Annotated in this window: 11 protein-coding genes; 5 read left to right on the top strand and 6 right to left on the bottom strand. The window is 40.3% G+C overall.

Going from position 1 to position 16,289, the window contains the following annotated elements; translation table 11 throughout:
* Window positions 1–236: 236 nt before the first annotated feature.
* The 5 genes from C9J48_RS05565 to C9J48_RS05540 form a co-directional block, all read right to left on the bottom strand.
* Window positions 237–2,135 (bottom strand): TRAP transporter permease, encoded by a 1,899-nt coding sequence (locus C9J48_RS05565; RefSeq protein ID WP_006229235.1) that lies wholly within the window; start codon window positions 2,133–2,135, stop codon window positions 237–239.
* Between the two features lie 302 nt (window positions 2,136–2,437).
* A complete protein-coding gene (locus tag C9J48_RS05555; protein WP_006229237.1) occupies window positions 2,438–3,367 on the bottom strand; it encodes a TAXI family TRAP transporter solute-binding subunit in 930 nt (309 codons plus the stop codon).
* A gap of 391 nt (window positions 3,368–3,758) precedes the next feature.
* Window positions 3,759–4,109 (bottom strand): DUF3316 domain-containing protein, encoded by a 351-nt coding sequence (locus C9J48_RS05550; protein WP_006229238.1) that lies wholly within the window; start codon window positions 4,107–4,109, stop codon window positions 3,759–3,761.
* A 225-nt stretch (window positions 4,110–4,334) separates the two neighbouring features.
* A complete protein-coding gene (locus C9J48_RS05545) occupies window positions 4,335–6,260 on the bottom strand; it encodes a RecQ family ATP-dependent DNA helicase (RefSeq protein WP_006229239.1) in 1,926 nt (641 codons plus the stop codon).
* 201 nt (window positions 6,261–6,461) lie between these two features.
* Window positions 6,462–8,018: a methyl-accepting chemotaxis protein gene (locus tag C9J48_RS05540; protein ID WP_006229240.1), complete on the bottom strand. Its 1,557-nt coding sequence runs from the start codon at window positions 8,016–8,018 to the stop codon at window positions 6,462–6,464.
* Window positions 8,019–8,328: 310 nt separating this feature from the next.
* Between C9J48_RS05540 and C9J48_RS05535 the strand changes: the two genes are divergently transcribed.
* A complete protein-coding gene (locus C9J48_RS05535; protein ID WP_006229241.1) occupies window positions 8,329–9,972 on the top strand; it encodes a methyl-accepting chemotaxis protein in 1,644 nt (547 codons plus the stop codon).
* Between the two features lie 117 nt (window positions 9,973–10,089).
* Here the strand turns inward: C9J48_RS05535 and C9J48_RS05530 are convergent, their stop codons facing one another.
* Complete coding sequence (locus C9J48_RS05530) at window positions 10,090–11,784, bottom strand: AMP-binding protein (RefSeq protein ID WP_006229242.1); 1,695 nt, start codon at window positions 11,782–11,784, stop codon at window positions 10,090–10,092.
* A gap of 343 nt (window positions 11,785–12,127) precedes the next feature.
* Here C9J48_RS05530 and C9J48_RS05525 point away from each other — a divergent pair, with 343 nt between their 5' ends.
* The 4 genes from C9J48_RS05525 (at window position 12,128) to C9J48_RS05510 (ending at window position 16,288) form a co-directional block, all read left to right on the top strand.
* Entirely contained in the window at window positions 12,128–12,829 is a 702-nt protein-coding gene (locus tag C9J48_RS05525) for a L,D-transpeptidase family protein (protein WP_242610794.1), read from the top strand.
* 280 nt (window positions 12,830–13,109) lie between these two features.
* Complete coding sequence (locus C9J48_RS05520) at window positions 13,110–13,571, top strand: TetR family transcriptional regulator (RefSeq protein ID WP_006229244.1); 462 nt, start codon at window positions 13,110–13,112, stop codon at window positions 13,569–13,571.
* A gap of 324 nt (window positions 13,572–13,895) precedes the next feature.
* A complete protein-coding gene (locus C9J48_RS05515) occupies window positions 13,896–15,314 on the top strand; it encodes a TolC family protein (RefSeq protein ID WP_006229245.1) in 1,419 nt (472 codons plus the stop codon).
* A complete protein-coding gene (locus C9J48_RS05510) occupies window positions 15,311–16,288 on the top strand; it encodes an HlyD family secretion protein (RefSeq protein WP_006229246.1) in 978 nt (325 codons plus the stop codon). Before C9J48_RS05515 ends, C9J48_RS05510 begins: the two co-directional genes overlap by 4 nt.
* Window position 16,289 lies beyond the last annotated feature (1 nt).

Here is a 16,289-nt window from a genome sequence, read left to right as displayed (position 1 = left end):
AGGCAAGGCACATATTTATAGACCTAGCGTTCTACGTTGAAAATAAGTAACACTACATAGAGCCCAACAAAACTCGCCCTTCGGGAGTGATTCAGCGTATCTACTTCTGTGTCAAATGTGTTTGAAAGGGAATGCCATTCCTACACACATTTTCCTTGAATTAAATACGCTGAGACCACTCTGAATCCTGCATCTTGAGGTAGATTGGGTGTAGTAGTGTTTTTCTGGTTATTTATTTAATCATTTGAGATAGCAAGCTTGCTACTTTTAGATCGTGTATTAAACAACACGATAGCGGCGATAATGACAACACCGACTATACGTATCCAACTATCTGTAAAAATGATTCCACCGGCTAACACGAATAAAGTTCCCCGTTCAATCAATGATAGCGGATTGATGAGACGTCCTTCAATACTGCCAGCAAAGGCTAAAATTAAACCTATAGTAGTTATAATGGCAAAAACAAATCCAGACATGTTATCACCGCTGTAAATGAGCCCCGAAAAAGCCATCATGGTTGGAATGAGGAAGAAACCTTGTGCGAGCTTAAAGGCTTGAATCGCTGATTTCATGGGTGAAGCATTGGCGATACCGGCACCCGCAAACGCTGCGAGAGCGATAGGGGGAGTAACATTTGATGTTTGTGATAACCAAAAAACAATCATATGAGCGGTAAGTAAACCCAAGCCAAGATCAGTTAAGGCGGGTACGGCCATTATGGATAAAACGATGTACGCGGCTGTTACAGGTAACCCCATACCAAGAATAACGGCAGCGATGGCTATCAAGCCTAAAACAGACCATAAATGACCGCCAGAAAGAGCAATCAAAAATTGGGTGAACTGCAAACCAATACCCGTTTGGCCAACCACACCAACAACAATACCAGCTGTTGCACATGCTACCGAAATAGGTAGTGCTAAAAGAGCGCCTTCTTTCATGCCTTGTAAGAAAACACGAAAAGTCAGTCGACTGTGTTTTCGGCACATCGCTGCGGTAAGAATAGCTGCACACCCAGCGACACCAACTAAAACAGGGGAGTAGCTCATTAACAGTAAAGTCGTTATAAATATTAGCGGCACTAAAAAATGCCAACCTTGTTTAAGTACCACACTTAATTTTTCAACGGTATCCATGCCTTGCAAACCGAGTTTACACGCCATTAAATGTACATAAAGTAGTGTGCAGCCGAAATATAAAATGGCGGGTGCAATCGAAACGAGTAAGATTTCACTGTAAGGAATGCCTGTAAATTGTGCCATGACAAAAGCACCAGCTCCCATTACGGGGGGCATAATTTGACCTCCAGTAGATGCTGCTGCCTCAATACCTGCTGCTTGTTCAGGCTTATACCCAAGCTTCTTCATCATAGGAATCGTTAGTGCACCTGTGGTGACGGTGTTCGCAATGGCTGAACCAGATATTGAGCCCAATGCAGCAGATGCAATAACACTGGCTTTTGCAGGACCTCCGCGATATTTTCCTGCGACCGAAAATGCACCATCAATGAAGAACTGACCCGCACCACTGACTTGTAAAAAAGCGCCAAATAATACAAAAATAAAAACAACGCCGGCTGCAATAGCAAGAGGGGCGCCGAAAACGCCATTGGTTGAAAAAATATGAAAACGAATGATTTCTTCTACCGAGAACCTTTTACTTGCGACCACGTCAGGTAACGCGTTGCCAAATAAAGCATACCCAAGAAAGAATACCGCGATAGCGACCATCACAAGCCCAACGGTTCGACGGGTTGCTTCCAGTAGCAAAGCAATAATAATCACCCCAGCCAGTTGATCGGCACTGCTTAGCCCATCAAGCAAAAAGCCAATATCATCGTAATCAAATTGGATAACTCGAAGTACAGCCCAAATCGTGAGGCCAGCAAAAGTAATATCAATTAAACGAGCGGGTAAATAGAGGTGAGGGTGTTTGTTTATATGCACAAGAGGCTTTACAAGAAAGACTAAAACTAGTACCCAACTAAGGTGAATTGGTCGGAAAATAGGGGCAGAAAGCTCTGCTGTAATACCTTGCCATATTTGAAATGCAGATAGAATAATCGCTGCGATTGTTGCAACGAACATGATTTTGTCTGCCAATACTTGGCGGAATGAAGAGGTTGTCGTCATCGCTTACTCCGTGCAATTAAACGAGTGAACCGAAATGTAGAACGAATAGTCATTTTTATATCAACAATAATAAGTATTTGCTCTGTGTTATTCACATAGGATTCGTTTGTGTCTTTACTATTTTCAACGTAAACCCTAGGTCTATAAATTAGCGCCTTGCCTAGAGCCCAATAAATTCTCGCTGAAACGAGCACCTTGAGGTAACTTGGATATAGAGCACTTGGATCATTAACAAGTGCTCTTATTATCATCGAACGAATTATCTCTGTTTAGTTAGTTTTAACTAACCAAAAAGAAAGGATTTATTTGGTTTGTTCATTTAAATATTTTTGAGCTCCTGGGTGAAGAGGAATCCCTTTTAGTTGCCCCATATTTTCAATCGTTGTGAATTTAGTTACACCAATCACTTGTCGAATTTTATCGATATTATCGAAAGCGGCCTTTGTCATATCGTAAGCTAGCTCTTCGTCCATCTTGTTGTTTGCAACAAGTACGTTCCATACAGCTGGCGCTTTAAAGTCAGGTACGTTTTTATACGTATCAGCCGGCACATCAAGGCCTTGGTAGGAAGGATTCGCTTCAACGATCTTCGCCAGTTCAGCATCTGTGAACGACAGAATACGGATATTACGAGTTAAGGCTAATTCTGTAATAGCACCAACACCGAGGCTACCGACAATAACACCAGCATCAATCTGGCCATTCGCTAATGCATTGGTTGTTGCGGTGTAATTCAGGGCTTGGCCATTTACATCACTTTCTTCAATACCTAATGTTTTTAAAATATTAATGGCACTCACTCGTGTACCAGACCCCGGCGCACCCAATGATACGCGTTTGCCTTTTAACTGCTCAATTGATGTAATGTCAGAGTCGGCAGGTACCAAAAATTGAACCACATTAGGGTAAAGGGCAAAGAGTACTGACACATCCATTTTTCGAGGGAAAGGTTTTGTTCCTTCATAGGCTTGTAAAACAACATTACCCATAGCAATACCCGCTAACTGCTTATTACTTGAGACTTTAATAACATTTTCTACCGATGCAGCGGTTACTTCAGCACGCATGTTGAAGTCATCGATATTGTCACTCCATACCTTTGCAAGAATGCCGCCTAACGGGTAATAAGTACCGCTTTGGCTTCCTGTGCCAATTGTGTAATTTTCAGCAGCAGCAGGTAGCGAAACTGCCAATGTTAATGCAATAAGCCCTGTTTTGAGAGATTGATACATTGTGTGTAAACTCCTTTTTAAATTGAAATGTATTTATCTAGTTAGACAGCTAACCTAATATCGCATAACTGCTATGTAGCGAGTATGACTATGTAGGTGCTGAGTTTTTATACTTTGAATGTTATGGGCTTGTTATGGTAAATGGTCAATATTGAAGCGACAGAAATGAGACATCACCGAAATAGATTATTAAATAGGTGAGTTATTTCCAGCTCAGCATATTGAAAATACGCTGAAATATCAGTAATTCAGTCTATTGAAGAAGTGGAAGGGGTTACATAAAAAACAGGAAGCCAATGCGTGGGCTTCCTGTTTGTCGATGTGTTAAACCTTGGTTACCTGTTTGATGTTTATGTTGTCGTATTCTTGTTGTGTAGTACCGTAATAAATATTAATGGCTATTTGGACCACTTACATCATAACTATAATTTATATTGACGATGGCACGATATTTAACTTGTCCTTTTGCTGTCGAAATCTCGTCAACTTCTACATGTGAATTTTCAACTTTTATCGAATTAGTTTCTAGCCCATATTCATAGATACCTAATGTTCTTTTTAATTTATTAGGTGATTCTTTCTGAATGTTTGAGGCAAAATTATGACCTAAATTGTACGCCTCTTCTTTTGAATCACTGATTCCCGCAGTTAGGTTTCGGGTTTCTGCTTTAGAGTCCCAAGAGAAGGCAAAAGTACTTGAACTGAATATCAACGCTATGAATAGCAAAGTTAACTTTTTCATCGTTCATTCCTCAAATTAGACAGCATAGTTATTGGCTATTTTTAGCCATAAAATGATTGGGTATCTAATCTAAAAGACCTGCTTACACTGTATTTATTTCATGAAATACTCTTTTTCTTTTGAGCAATTTCTGTGTAAAAGGTGGGCGTTGAATACCGTAAAGAAAAACGCCAGCATATTTGCTGGCGTTGTCTGTAGATATGGACGAGTTGTTATAACGGATGTTTATTCTTGAAGTGAATAGACCTTGCAGACTAGCGCACGAGTCTCGCCAAACGGATAAGCTTCTAGCTGTCCAAATCCATTCATTTGTCTTGCTTTTACTTTGGTATTTAATGGTGATGTCATGCCATTTAAAAAGCGAGTAATAGCGGCGGCTGATGGCGTAGTTGTACATGCTGCTAAGAATGGGTCACACCAAGCCTTAAGTACATTGTCAGATGTCTCTGGTAGGGGAAGTGCTGGTGGAAGAACAGCAATATCACCGCGACAGACCGAGCAGTGACCACATTGCTTGGGGGCATTATTATCAGCGAAGTAACTCGCAAGGTCGTGGCTTAAGCAGTGCGTATTTTCAAAGAAATTGATCATCTTATTAATACGTTTGATTTCACTGCTTTCTTTTTGACGAAATAAATCAAACAGCTTCTTTGCTTCTTCATTCACATCATATTGATTGTTAACCACACGATAAACATCGGTCATTTGTTTACTTTCTAATGTAATCCAACCTTTTTCACTAAAATAATCGATAGCGGTTATTACGCGTTTACGATCTGCATGGCAGCTATTCCAAAGAGCTTCAAAATCAACCGAGTACCAAGTGCGAGCTTTAGGTGAGCAAGCAAATATATTTTCGACAAATTGGCGACGCTCACCTTGAAAATGCGCAAAGATTTCTTGAGGTGTTAGATTACATTTGAATCGATAATCAGCAAAATACGTGAATTTTGGCTCGACGATCTTATGAATTTCTAAGTAAACGAGTAGTGTTTTAAGGGGTAATAAGCGAACGTTACTGTCTTTAGAAAGACGAGTAAGCATGACTTCCCATGCGGCTGGCTGATTTTTAATTTCATCTAATATATATGCAATGGCATCTAGATCGGGAGTATCACCATAAACGAAGTTTTCTAAAATATTCAGCCCTGCTTTATTGGCTATAACGGTACATTCAGAATTTTCACCGTCTCGTCCTGCACGTCCAATTTCTTGGCTGTAATTTTCTATCGATTTAGGGAGATCAAAGTGAACCACTTTACGGATATTGGACTTATCTATGCCCATACCAAATGCGATGGTTGCAACAATACAGTTGATATTACCGCTCATGAATTCATGCTGAATCGCTTGGCGGCGATCGTTGTCCATTCCTGCGTGATAAGCCTGTGCTTGATAGCCTTGTTGATTAAGTGCAGCGGCAACGGCTTCTGCTGTTTGTTGAAGCGTGACATAGATAATGGTGGGTTGATCATTGTGATGCCCCAGAACTTTATAAAGCGTTGGTAGCTTATTTTCATCTTCGGCTGCCAAAATTGTAAGGTCTAAGTTCGGGCGATAGAAGCCAGTTACAATGATATCTTGCTTAGCAATGCCAAATTTAGTGCTCATATCTTGAATAACATTCGGTGTTGCTGTTGCTGTTAGCAGCAATACTTGAGGAATGTTAAGTAGCTGGCGGTAATATGGCAACTTAAGGTAATCGGGGCGGAAGTTATGCCCCCATTCTGAAATACAGTGCGCTTCATCAACTACTAATAGAGAAACTTGTACCTGAGAGATAAACTGGCGGAAGCGCTCGTTTTTCAGGCGCTCTACAGAAATCATTAATACCTTGGTTTCGCCGTTTCTAACGCCTTGCATCACCTGTTGACTCTCGTCCCATGTTTGGCTTGAGTCAATAGATGCCGCTGGGATCTTTTTGGAATGCAAGAAATCAAGTTGATCTTTCATTAATGCTAAAAGAGGAGAGATCACAAGCGTTAAGTGAGGTAGCTGGACTGCAGGTAATTGATAACATAAAGATTTACCTGATCCAGTTGGGAAAATTGCAGCAGCAGATTGCCCGTTAAGAACACGAGTAATTACGTCTTCTTGTCCTTTACGTAAGCTATCGAAGCCAAAGTAATCTTTAAGTGTTTGATGATACATACAGAGTGCGCGCTCACTTTACAAATGAACGGCAATAATAGCCTAACTGACAATAAGATAGTAAGCGTTGTGAGCCAATAGGGAGAACTTTTAGAAGTAAGGCGAGTTTTCTTGCAAGATAACTTGGGTATAAATGCCAATACGAACCTGAGTTGAATAAGGTTTAGTAAAAAACAGGCCGTATTAGCATTTATCTCGGTATTACTTATCTTCGAATTGCTGTGCTAAATGATGAAAATCATCCACTTTATCTTTTAGTGTAGAGCCTGTTTTTTCTACGTCGGCAACATCTTGAAGATTCTGCTCAGAAGCATCGGCAATGGAATGAATATGTTGACCAATTTCACTAGACAAGCTTTCTTGTTGGGTAGCAGAAGAAGAAACCTGAGATATTAATTGGTTAATCGTCAGCATATTGTTTTCTACTTTTTGTAAACACTCTGCGCCTTTCTCTGCGATATTCACACATTCGTTCGTCTTATCACGATTGCTTTCAATCAGATTTTGCCAGTTTTCAATTGTGGTTAGCATTTGCTCAATGCTGGTTTGGATTTGTTCGGTCGCATTTTGTGTTCGAGAAGAAAGAGCACGGACTTCATCGGCAACAACCGCAAAGCCTCGGCCGTGTTCGCCTGCGCGTGCTGCTTCAATAGCTGCATTCAAAGCCAGCAAGTTGGTTTGTGCTGCAATACCGCTTATTTCAGACATTACAGTACTTACTTTACCAGCTTCGCTACTGAGCTGGTGTGTTGCTGACGTTGCTTGTTCGGCTTGTGCAGAAAGTTGTTGTAAGCTCCCTTGCGTTGAGTCAAGTTGCACGCGGGTTTGATCGCAATGAAAGCGGGTTTCATCTAACAGTGAGTGAGTTTCGCTGGCATAATTTGAGACTGTTTGAGCTGAATCAGACATATTATTTACTGCATTTGCGACGTGATGAATATTGTCATTTTGTGAGCTAATAGCATGCGTTACTCGGCTGGCAGTATCGCTGAGCTGATCTGCTAAATCATGTAAAGGTTCAGCGGAATCTGTCATTCGACCTAGCACTGTTCGAATACGTGCAGACATCATTTTTATATGAAAGTCGGCTATCGAAAATTGATCACTGCCAGAAAAAATCAATCGACTGACACTGTCATAGCGTGATTGAAGTTGTCTCAGCTGACGTGGTGTATTGATGAGTTCTTGACGGAAAAACAAACCAATAACGGCAGCAGGTGCAATGCTCAATAAGCTTTGTAGGCTCATTCCTGTGTGCATTATGCTTGCTGTAACAGGTAGTGCGCAGGCTACTGCTAATGCAGTAAATTTAATGCTATCTGGTAAAGAGAAAGCGATTTGTCGTCCTTTCTTCTCGGCTTTTAGTAATTGCTTATAGGCTGATGCTGCAATGTTAACCCATTGTGCTTTGGGTTTAACACGAACAGATTGGAAACCGATGATTTTTCCATGCTCATAAATTGGTGTGACGTATGCATCTACCCAATAGAAACCACCTTCTTTAGTTTTATTTTTTACAATGCCTCTCCATGCTTTTCCATCTCGTAAGCATTGCCATAAATCAGCAAATGCAGCTTTTGGCATATCAGAATGGCGGATTATGTTGTGGTTTTGACCAATGAGCTCTTCGGGGCTATAACCAGCCACCCGACAAAAAGACGGATTACAGTAAGTAATGACACCTTTTGTATCAGTTGTAGAAACTAATTGTTCATCGTCAGAAAAGGTAGATTCTTTATTTATGTGGCTGGCTGACACGTAATGACCTTATTTTTTATATGTTGTTATTATGTGCCAATGAAACCACATTATTACATTAAATATCAATAGATTAATGAAATGTTTCTATTTGTTGTGGTTTGTGTTGGTGCCAAAGTCAAAAAATGACAATTTCATTTTGTTCATATTATCAGCAACGGCTCTATTAAATGTGTCGGTATTATCACAATGGATATTTCACGAAGAAAATAAAGTTGTTGCGTATCAAAAATGCGAAATGCTGTCTGTTTCATATTCGCGTATTTCTGTTATTAAGCACCCGTGATATAACAATAATTAAAGGAAAAATATGTCGTGGTTTTATAACCTTACCTTTCGCTGGAAGCTTGCTTTGCCTATCTGGCTTGTTGTGGCTGTATTTATTGCTATTTTGGGTATGGTTTTAGTGGTGTTTAATGATTTAGCACGAACGGACGCATTGCAAAATGATGAAGTTCAGCCCGTATTAAATGAAATGGAAGAAGGTTATCGTGATGTTTATCAAATTATAACCGCGGGGCAAGGGGTGCTCTTGGCTGCAGGAAATCAAGAGAAGATAAACTATAACCAAAAAGAATTTTACAATGAAAGTAATGAAACATTAACACGCTTTCAATCCCCCGCAATATTACTTGATAATGGTTTTATTGATGCGTCGGGTCGCGTATCGGTACAAACCTTACCTAGCATCTATAGCCAATGGTTAATGCATTATGCTTATATTGTCGAAAATCCTGATAGTGCTGCTGATTATTATCAAAAAAATCAGCAACAGATTCAGCATGAATTTAATCAGATGCGAGCGGCATATAAAGATATTCGTATTCAAATAGAGCAAGCGCAGCTTGAACTTAAAGAGCAGATGAATGGTGAGATTAGCCTTACCATTATAGTGCTAGAAATGGGTGCACTGGTGGCCATTATTCTATCTATTGTGATCACATGGTTTGTATCTCGCCTTATCCTTGCGCCTCTAAAGCGGCTTTCTACAACAATGGAGAATATTGCCTCGGGTGAAGGTGACCTAACGCAACGAGTGCCTGTCGAGAGTTGTGATGAAATAGGGCAATTAGCCACAGCGTATAATGAATTTGTATCAAAGATCCACGCTACGATCACTGAAGTGTCGGTGACAATGAAATCTGTGCGTGAAGAAACGCAACAGATTCAAAAAGAAACACAAGGTGTCGTGTTAAATGCATCAGAACAACAAGCTGAAAGTGCGCACGTTACCACCGCAGTACATGAGATGAGTGTAACAAGTGATAGCGTGAGTGCACATGCAAATGAGGCCGCTAGCGCAAGCCAATCTGCAGCTGATGAATCAAATGCAGCGAAAAGAATTCTTGGTAATACGGTCACATCTATTCATCAACTAGTGGATGAAATTGAAACATCGAGTGGCGTTATTACTAATCTTGAGCGAGATGTCAGTAATATCGCCTCTATTTTAGGTGTTATTCGTGGCATAGCAGATCAAACCAATTTATTGGCATTAAACGCGGCCATTGAAGCAGCTCGAGCGGGTGAGCAAGGACGTGGTTTTGCGGTTGTCGCTGATGAAGTGCGTTCTTTAGCCAGTAAAACCCAAGATAGTACTGGCGAAATACAAGTGATGATTGAGCGTTTACAATTTGGTGCGCATGATGCTGTTCAAGCGATGACAAGAAGCCAGGAAAGTGGTACTGCAACTGTTGTTCAGGCAAATAGTGCTAATGAGTCGTTAGATGCGATTAGCCTGTCGATTGAAGTGATTAATGAAATGAATATGCAGATTGCGACAGCGGCAAATCAACAAAGCCAAGTCAGTGAAGATATTAATCAAAATATTCAGAAAATTGCAGGTAAGAGTCAAGAGGTTGTGTTCAAAGTTCAATCATCAGAAAAAGCATTTGAAGCATTATCAGGTGATTGTAAACGGTTAGATACACTCATTGGTCAATTCAATATATAGCTATATGTCATGGTAAATAAAAAAGCCGGAGCACTCTTTTTTAGTGTGCTTCGGCTTTCGTCATTTAGATGAACGCAGTTTGCAGCATTAATGTAGAACTAGCTGACTATATTACTACTATTTCTCCCACTGAATTAACGTGTCTTTTGGCCAGTCATCACCAAGACCTTGGTATTTATTCTCTAGAATATGTCGTTTGATCTTTAGTGTTGGTGTCAGGATGCCGTTTTCAATGGTCCATGGTTCTTTCACCATGAGTACACCTTTGATTTTAGCGTGTGATTCTAATTCTTTATTGATTTTTTCGATGGTACGTTCAATTTTATGTTCGTAACGTTTAGGGTCAAAGTTAGGGAATTCATGAGGAATTGCTAACAAGATAGGTGCTGGCATTCCTGATCCAATAACACACATGGTTTCAATGTTACACAGCTCGAATAAGCGTTTCTCAATGGGTACTGGTGAAACAAATTTACCTTTGGCTGTTTTAAAGGTGTCTTTAAGGCGTCCTTGAATGCTCAAATAGCCATCTTCATCAAGAAAACCTTTATCACCTGTGTATAACCAACCATCTTTATCAAAACTTTCTTGTGTTGCTTTTTCGTTCTTGTAATAACCAGAGAAGATCCCCATACCACGAACAAGTATCTCTTCATCATCTGAAATTTTTATTTCGACACCTGGCCCTGCATTACCGACAGTACCAATCTTATCGCTACGGAACGGATGATTAATCGTACTGTAGGCAAAAGATTCTGTCATACCCCATGCTTCGGTAATATTAAGCCCAATGCTTTCATACCAGCGAAGTAGGGCTGGTGATACGGGGGCTGAGCCACAACCAAGCATACGTGCTTTGTCTAATCCTAAACCATCGGCAAGCTTGCGTTTGATAACTCCTGAAATGAATGGAATTTTAAGTAGTATATTCAGTTTCGCTTGTGGCAATTTATCAAGAATTCGCTGCTGGAATAATGTCCATAAGCGCGGAACAGAAATGAATAACGTTGGACGATGCATTTTTACATCATCGATAAAGGTGTCGAGTGATTCAGGAAAGGCAACCTGCATGCCCGCTAGGATAGAAGCACCGAAAATGTAAACGCGCTCTGTAATATGCGCAAGCGGTAAGTAAGAGAATAAGCGTTCGCCATCACGCATCCCTATGTGATCGACAATGCGTTGGGCTGACCATGAAAATGAGCCGTATGTGAGCATCGCACCCTTAGGTAAACCCGATGTGCCAGATGTATATACAATTGACATTAATGCGTCTTGAGCATGCTTTGGACGCTCTTCGCTTGGTAAACTTTTTGCTATTACCGTATTGAACTCATGGGTACAAGTAGGCGTACCTGGATAGGCAAAAGATATCGTCGGTAAGTCAGGATACTTTTCAACCACGGCATTAACCGCTTTTGCATCATCCAATTTACCCACAATAAGGATTTTTGATTCGCTGTGTGTTACACAGTGCTCAACCGTATCAGCTCCTGCTGTTGGAAATACCGGTACGCTAATATAGCTGCCAAGCATTAAAGCTAAATCGGTGATAAACCATTCAGCACAATTTTTAGACATTAACGCGACTTTATCGCCGGGTTGAATACCCATATCGCGTAAAGCACTGACTAAACGTAGCGCTTTATCGGCGACTTCTGCAAACGTATAATCAACGAATTGTCTGTTGATTATTTGTCGAAGATATACCTCATTGGGGCGTTCACTCGCCCACTTTAAGATCATTTCATTAGGTAAAGGCTGAGCCATAAGCGTTTCCTTTAAACGTTCGGTCTGCAGAGGTAATGTCATATTCATCGCGTCCTTGTGTATGTTATCATAGTGTTAAACTTAAGGCTTTTTTAACTGGTCCGTCAAGTTTAAATTCTAGTCGTGTTTCTGATGGTTAGCATAATTATTAGTGATTTATTTTGTATTATTTTATCTATCCTTAAGAAAAGTAACAATAAATTTAAAACGATTGTATGATTTTTTTGTGTTTAGTAAGTTTTTGAAATAATTAAATTTGTTATTTTATTGCTAATTGTTTTGCAATGCTCATTGCAACTGGTTGATTATTGTCTGAAAAGTATTTACCAAGGGACTGAGTTGTAGTTGGTGAATGTATATAATAAGAAGAATGGATGGGATTGATGTGTTAAAGCATAAAGCTATATTTACCGCGCTTCTAATGATGGCAAGTACGCTAGTACAAGCAAACTGGGATTATCCCGATTACCCTAAAAAGGGTTATCGAACTATTGGTGATGTAATTAAGCGTTATTCTCCTATTTTAGAGCCCCGTATTTCACTTATGTTTGAACAGGTTGGTGTACAATATCCACCAGAACAAGTCGCACTATTTGCTTTAAAAGAAGAAATGCAAGTTGAGTTATGGGCAAAAGATGGAGAGGCTTGGGTTTATATTAAACGGTATGATATTGCGAAAATTAGCGGGAAATCTGGCCCTAAGTTACGGGAGGGTGATCATCAAGTTCCTGAAGGTATATATCAAGTAATCGGCCTTAACCCTAATAGTAAGTACCATCTTTCAATGCAATTAAATTACCCCAATGAATTTGATTTAAAATATGCACAGTTAGAAAAACGTAATCGACCAGGTGCTAATATTTTCATTCATGGTAAAGCGAAGTCTGTTGGTTGTTTAGCCATGGGGGATATTGCCATTGAAGAGTTATTTCTTTTGGTTGAGCGAGCTAAAATTCAGAATGTGCAAGTTGTTATTAGTCCTTCAGATCCTCGTAAGGGGCCACTTGTTCCAGCATATGGACAACCTTTTTGGGTTACGCAACTCTACCGAGATATTGAAAAGGAAGCCGAAAAGTTTGGACGCTAAGGCCTGTTGAAAGGTCAACAAGTTTGGTTATTTGGCGCTAAGTGCTAAGCGTAGGTGCCCAATTTTTCGTTCATAAAGTGTGATGCTTTACGAAGATTTTCATTTATGAAGGCTTTTTAGTTATGGTTTCGATAAAAAATGATAATGATACTAGTTAACGGAATATCATTTTGTAATACTAGCCAAAGATACTAACTAAAAAGAACATCACATTAGCTATTTGGGCGTGCACTCAATAGAAGCTGTTGATTAAAACATCTAGATACAGAGCCAATTAATTATGCCAAAGCGTAGTAAAGAAGATACAGAGATAACGATCCAAACAATTATGGATGCCGTTGTCGATCAAATTTTACGATTAGGTTACGACAAAATGTCGTATACAACATTGAGTAATCAAACAGGGATTTCTCGTACTGGCATCAGTCACCATTTTCCAAAAAAACAAGATTTTGCTAACGCACTTGATGGTCGGATCTTTCGTCTATTTGTTGAAAGATTGAATCTTGAAAATGGTATTGATGCGTTTGTAGCTAGCTGGATTGAAGCGCTTGAAGATGAAAAGTTTCGTGCGATCTTACGTTTGCTATTTCATCATATCGTTTCAGCTGAAAATTCGAGTGAATTTGCTCTGCGTGGTATTGATCGCTTATATGCCATGTGTAAAGAACGTTACGGAGATGGCAGCATTAAAGAGCTGGAATGGTTATTGGGTAAATCGCTAATTAGCCTTGCTCGTTAATTTCGTTTTTATGAACGCGAGTTAAGCAAAGCAAACCTCAGAAAACTACACAGTGAATTATAAAAAACGGTCTAAATAAGTAGGCCGTTTTTTTATTTTTTTATCTTATCAGTTTCTGAAATACGGATAAAATCTGCTACGATCAATGATCTAGAGATAATTGGTTTCGCAATTTAATTCTAAGTACTCTGTTCTAATCATTTGGTAAGCATCAATTATTTACAGAATGACTATTAACCCTATCAATAGTAAGTTGTATTATAGAGCTAATACTCTAAAATAGACATGAATTAGTCAAATACAAAGGCTTAAAAGGGTTTGAAAATGAAAATAAAGCCATTTGCACTAAAGCAATTGGCCGTTGCTATTTTGGTCTTATCACCAAGTGTTCAAGCTGCATCAGTCAGCTTTAATGAGGCATGGCAAACGGTTTTAACAAGCAGTGACGCACTAGCAGCAGAGCGCGCAAATGTAGATAAAGCTAGGCACTTACAAGATGCAACGAGCGATCTGTATCTACCTGATATAAGTGTATCTGCTAACTATACGAGGCTTGATAAGCCTGTCGAAATTTCACCGTCTGATTTGCTGAGCAGTATGCCTGCTGGTGAATCATTATCTAACGGCTTAGCCGCTATTCTTGGTACTAATGCTGCGACTTTAGATCAGCTACTTACCTCCCAATTGACCGACCGTGATATTTTCACCAGCTCAATTCGTGCTATTTGGCCTATTTTTACTGGTGGGCGTATTAATGCCGCACAAGAAATCGCTAAGGGTAAAACCGAAGAAGCTAAATATATGCTTGTTATGCAACAGCAAGCAAAATTTGAAGATTTAACAAAATTCTATTTTGGTGTCGTGTTAACCGAGCAAGTGCTGCAGACTCGGATTGATGTAGAGCAAGGCCTGAAAAAACACCTAGATCATGCACAGAAAATGGAACAACAGGGACAAATTGCCAAAGTTGAACGCCTTCAAGCTGAAGCCTCTTATGATAAGGCGCGTGTCGATCGTCAAAAATCAGCGCGTGATTTAGAAATCGCACAGGTGGCGTTAACCAAACTTCTGAAATTAAATTCTCCAGCAATGCCATCGACAACTCTTTTTACTAATGAATCGCTACCGCCTATGGATGCATTTATTGATAAAACCCTTGCTGACTACCCAGGCTTGAGCATTTTAGACGCAAAGAAAAAACAAGCGAGTGGCGTTATTAATGTCGAGAAGGGGAAGTATTACCCCGAAGTGTACCTATACGGTAACTACAGCTTGTATGAAGACGATACATTAGCCAGCAAGACTGCACCGGATTGGGCGGTTGGGGTTGGGGTGAATATTCCTATTGTCGATACATCGGGTCGTTCAGGAAAAGTAAAAGCAGCACACAGTGCAGTAACACAAGTGAACTATCTTCGTGCGCAAGCAGAGCAAGATCTCTCTGTACTGGTTGAAAAAACGTACCGAGAAGCTAATCAATCATTAGAAGAATACAACGGACTGAAATCGAGCCTTGCACTTGCTGAAGAAAATGTACGATTGCGCGATAAGGCATTCAGCCAGGGGTTATCAACGTCGCTTGATGTTGTTGATGCCGAAATGTATTTAGCGGGAGTGAAAACTCAACGTTTAGCTGCTGCGTACCAGTATGTTATTTCGTTATCGCGTTTATTGGCAGTAAGCGGTGAAATGAACAGTTTCAATCAGTATCAACAATATCAAGGTCTTGAGGTTAAACAATGAGTAAGTTAAAGCCATTAGCAGTAGTGATACCTGCTGTAGCATTAGTCGGTTGGTTAGGTTACACCTTCTGGCAGGCTTATCAGCCTCAAGCCGAACGCATGCAAGGCCAGATTGAAGCGCAGCAATATAATATTTCCTCGAAAGTACCGGGACGTGTTGATGAAGTCTTAGTACGAAAAGGTGATCAGGTTGAGCGTGGACAGTTAATCTTTACGTTACTTAGCCCTGAAATTGATGCGAAGTTAATGCAAGCCAAAGCAGGTCAACAAGCTGCGGGCGCGATGGCAGAACAAGCTGAAAAAGGGGCTCGAGTACAAGAAATAGCCGCCGCACGGGATCAGTGGCAAAAAGCCAAAGCTGCGTCTTCTTTAATGAAAAAAACCTATAAGCGTATCGACAATCTTTATAAAGATGGTGTGATTGCAGAGCAAAAACGTGATGAAGCGTATACCCAATGGCAAGCTTCGCGTTATACCGAACAAGCTGCTTATCAAATGTTTGGTATGGCAAGTGAAGGTGCGCGTGTTGAAACGAAGCGTGCGGCGATGGAAAAAGAAAGAATGGCCGCGGGTGCAGTAGCAGAAGTTGAAGCGTATGCGGCTGATACCAAAATTACCAGTTGGCATAACGGTGAAGTAACACAGGTTTTATTACACGGTGGTGAACTTGCTCCACAAGGTTTCCCTGTTGTCAGTGTTATTGACATGAACGATGCCTGGGCTGTATTTCATGTACGCGAAGACCGTTTAAGTGAATTTAATCAAGGTACGATTGTTGATGCTACGATTCCAGCATTGGGAGATGAGGCATATAGCTTTAAGGTGACACATGTTGCCGTGATGGGTGATTTTGCCACATGGCGTGCAACAGATGCTTCACAAGGGTTTGATATGCGTACATTTGAGATTGAAGCACGCCCAATGGAAGCCATAGAAGGCTTACGTGTTGGTATGAGTGTCATTTTAGAGCAGTAAT

This window comes from Photobacterium profundum (assembly GCF_003026285.1).
GTDB classification, from domain to species: Bacteria; Pseudomonadota; Gammaproteobacteria; order Enterobacterales; family Vibrionaceae; genus Photobacterium; species Photobacterium profundum.
This window is presented reverse-complemented; position numbering and strand designations above follow the sequence as displayed.

What these genes read in the sequence shown, in the direction of transcription:
- C9J48_RS05520 (WP_006229244.1), top strand. Translation starts at nt 13,110, where the DNA reads ATGCCAAAGCGTAGTAAAGAAGATACAGAGATAACGATCCAAACAATT.
- C9J48_RS05565 (WP_006229235.1), bottom strand. Translation starts at nt 2,135, where the DNA reads ATGACGACAACCTCTTCATTCCGCCAAGTATTGGCAGACAAAATCATG.
- C9J48_RS05530 (WP_006229242.1), bottom strand. Translation starts at nt 11,784, where the DNA reads ATGACATTACCTCTGCAGACCGAACGTTTAAAGGAAACGCTTATGGCT.
- C9J48_RS05515 (WP_006229245.1), top strand. Translation starts at nt 13,896, where the DNA reads ATGAAAATAAAGCCATTTGCACTAAAGCAATTGGCCGTTGCTATTTTG.
- C9J48_RS05545 (WP_006229239.1), bottom strand. Translation starts at nt 6,260, where the DNA reads ATGTATCATCAAACACTTAAAGATTACTTTGGCTTCGATAGCTTACGT.
- C9J48_RS05510 (WP_006229246.1), top strand. Translation starts at nt 15,311, where the DNA reads ATGAGTAAGTTAAAGCCATTAGCAGTAGTGATACCTGCTGTAGCATTA.
- C9J48_RS05535 (WP_006229241.1), top strand. Translation starts at nt 8,329, where the DNA reads ATGTCGTGGTTTTATAACCTTACCTTTCGCTGGAAGCTTGCTTTGCCT.
- C9J48_RS05555 (WP_006229237.1), bottom strand. Translation starts at nt 3,367, where the DNA reads ATGTATCAATCTCTCAAAACAGGGCTTATTGCATTAACATTGGCAGTT.
- C9J48_RS05550 (WP_006229238.1), bottom strand. Translation starts at nt 4,109, where the DNA reads ATGAAAAAGTTAACTTTGCTATTCATAGCGTTGATATTCAGTTCAAGT.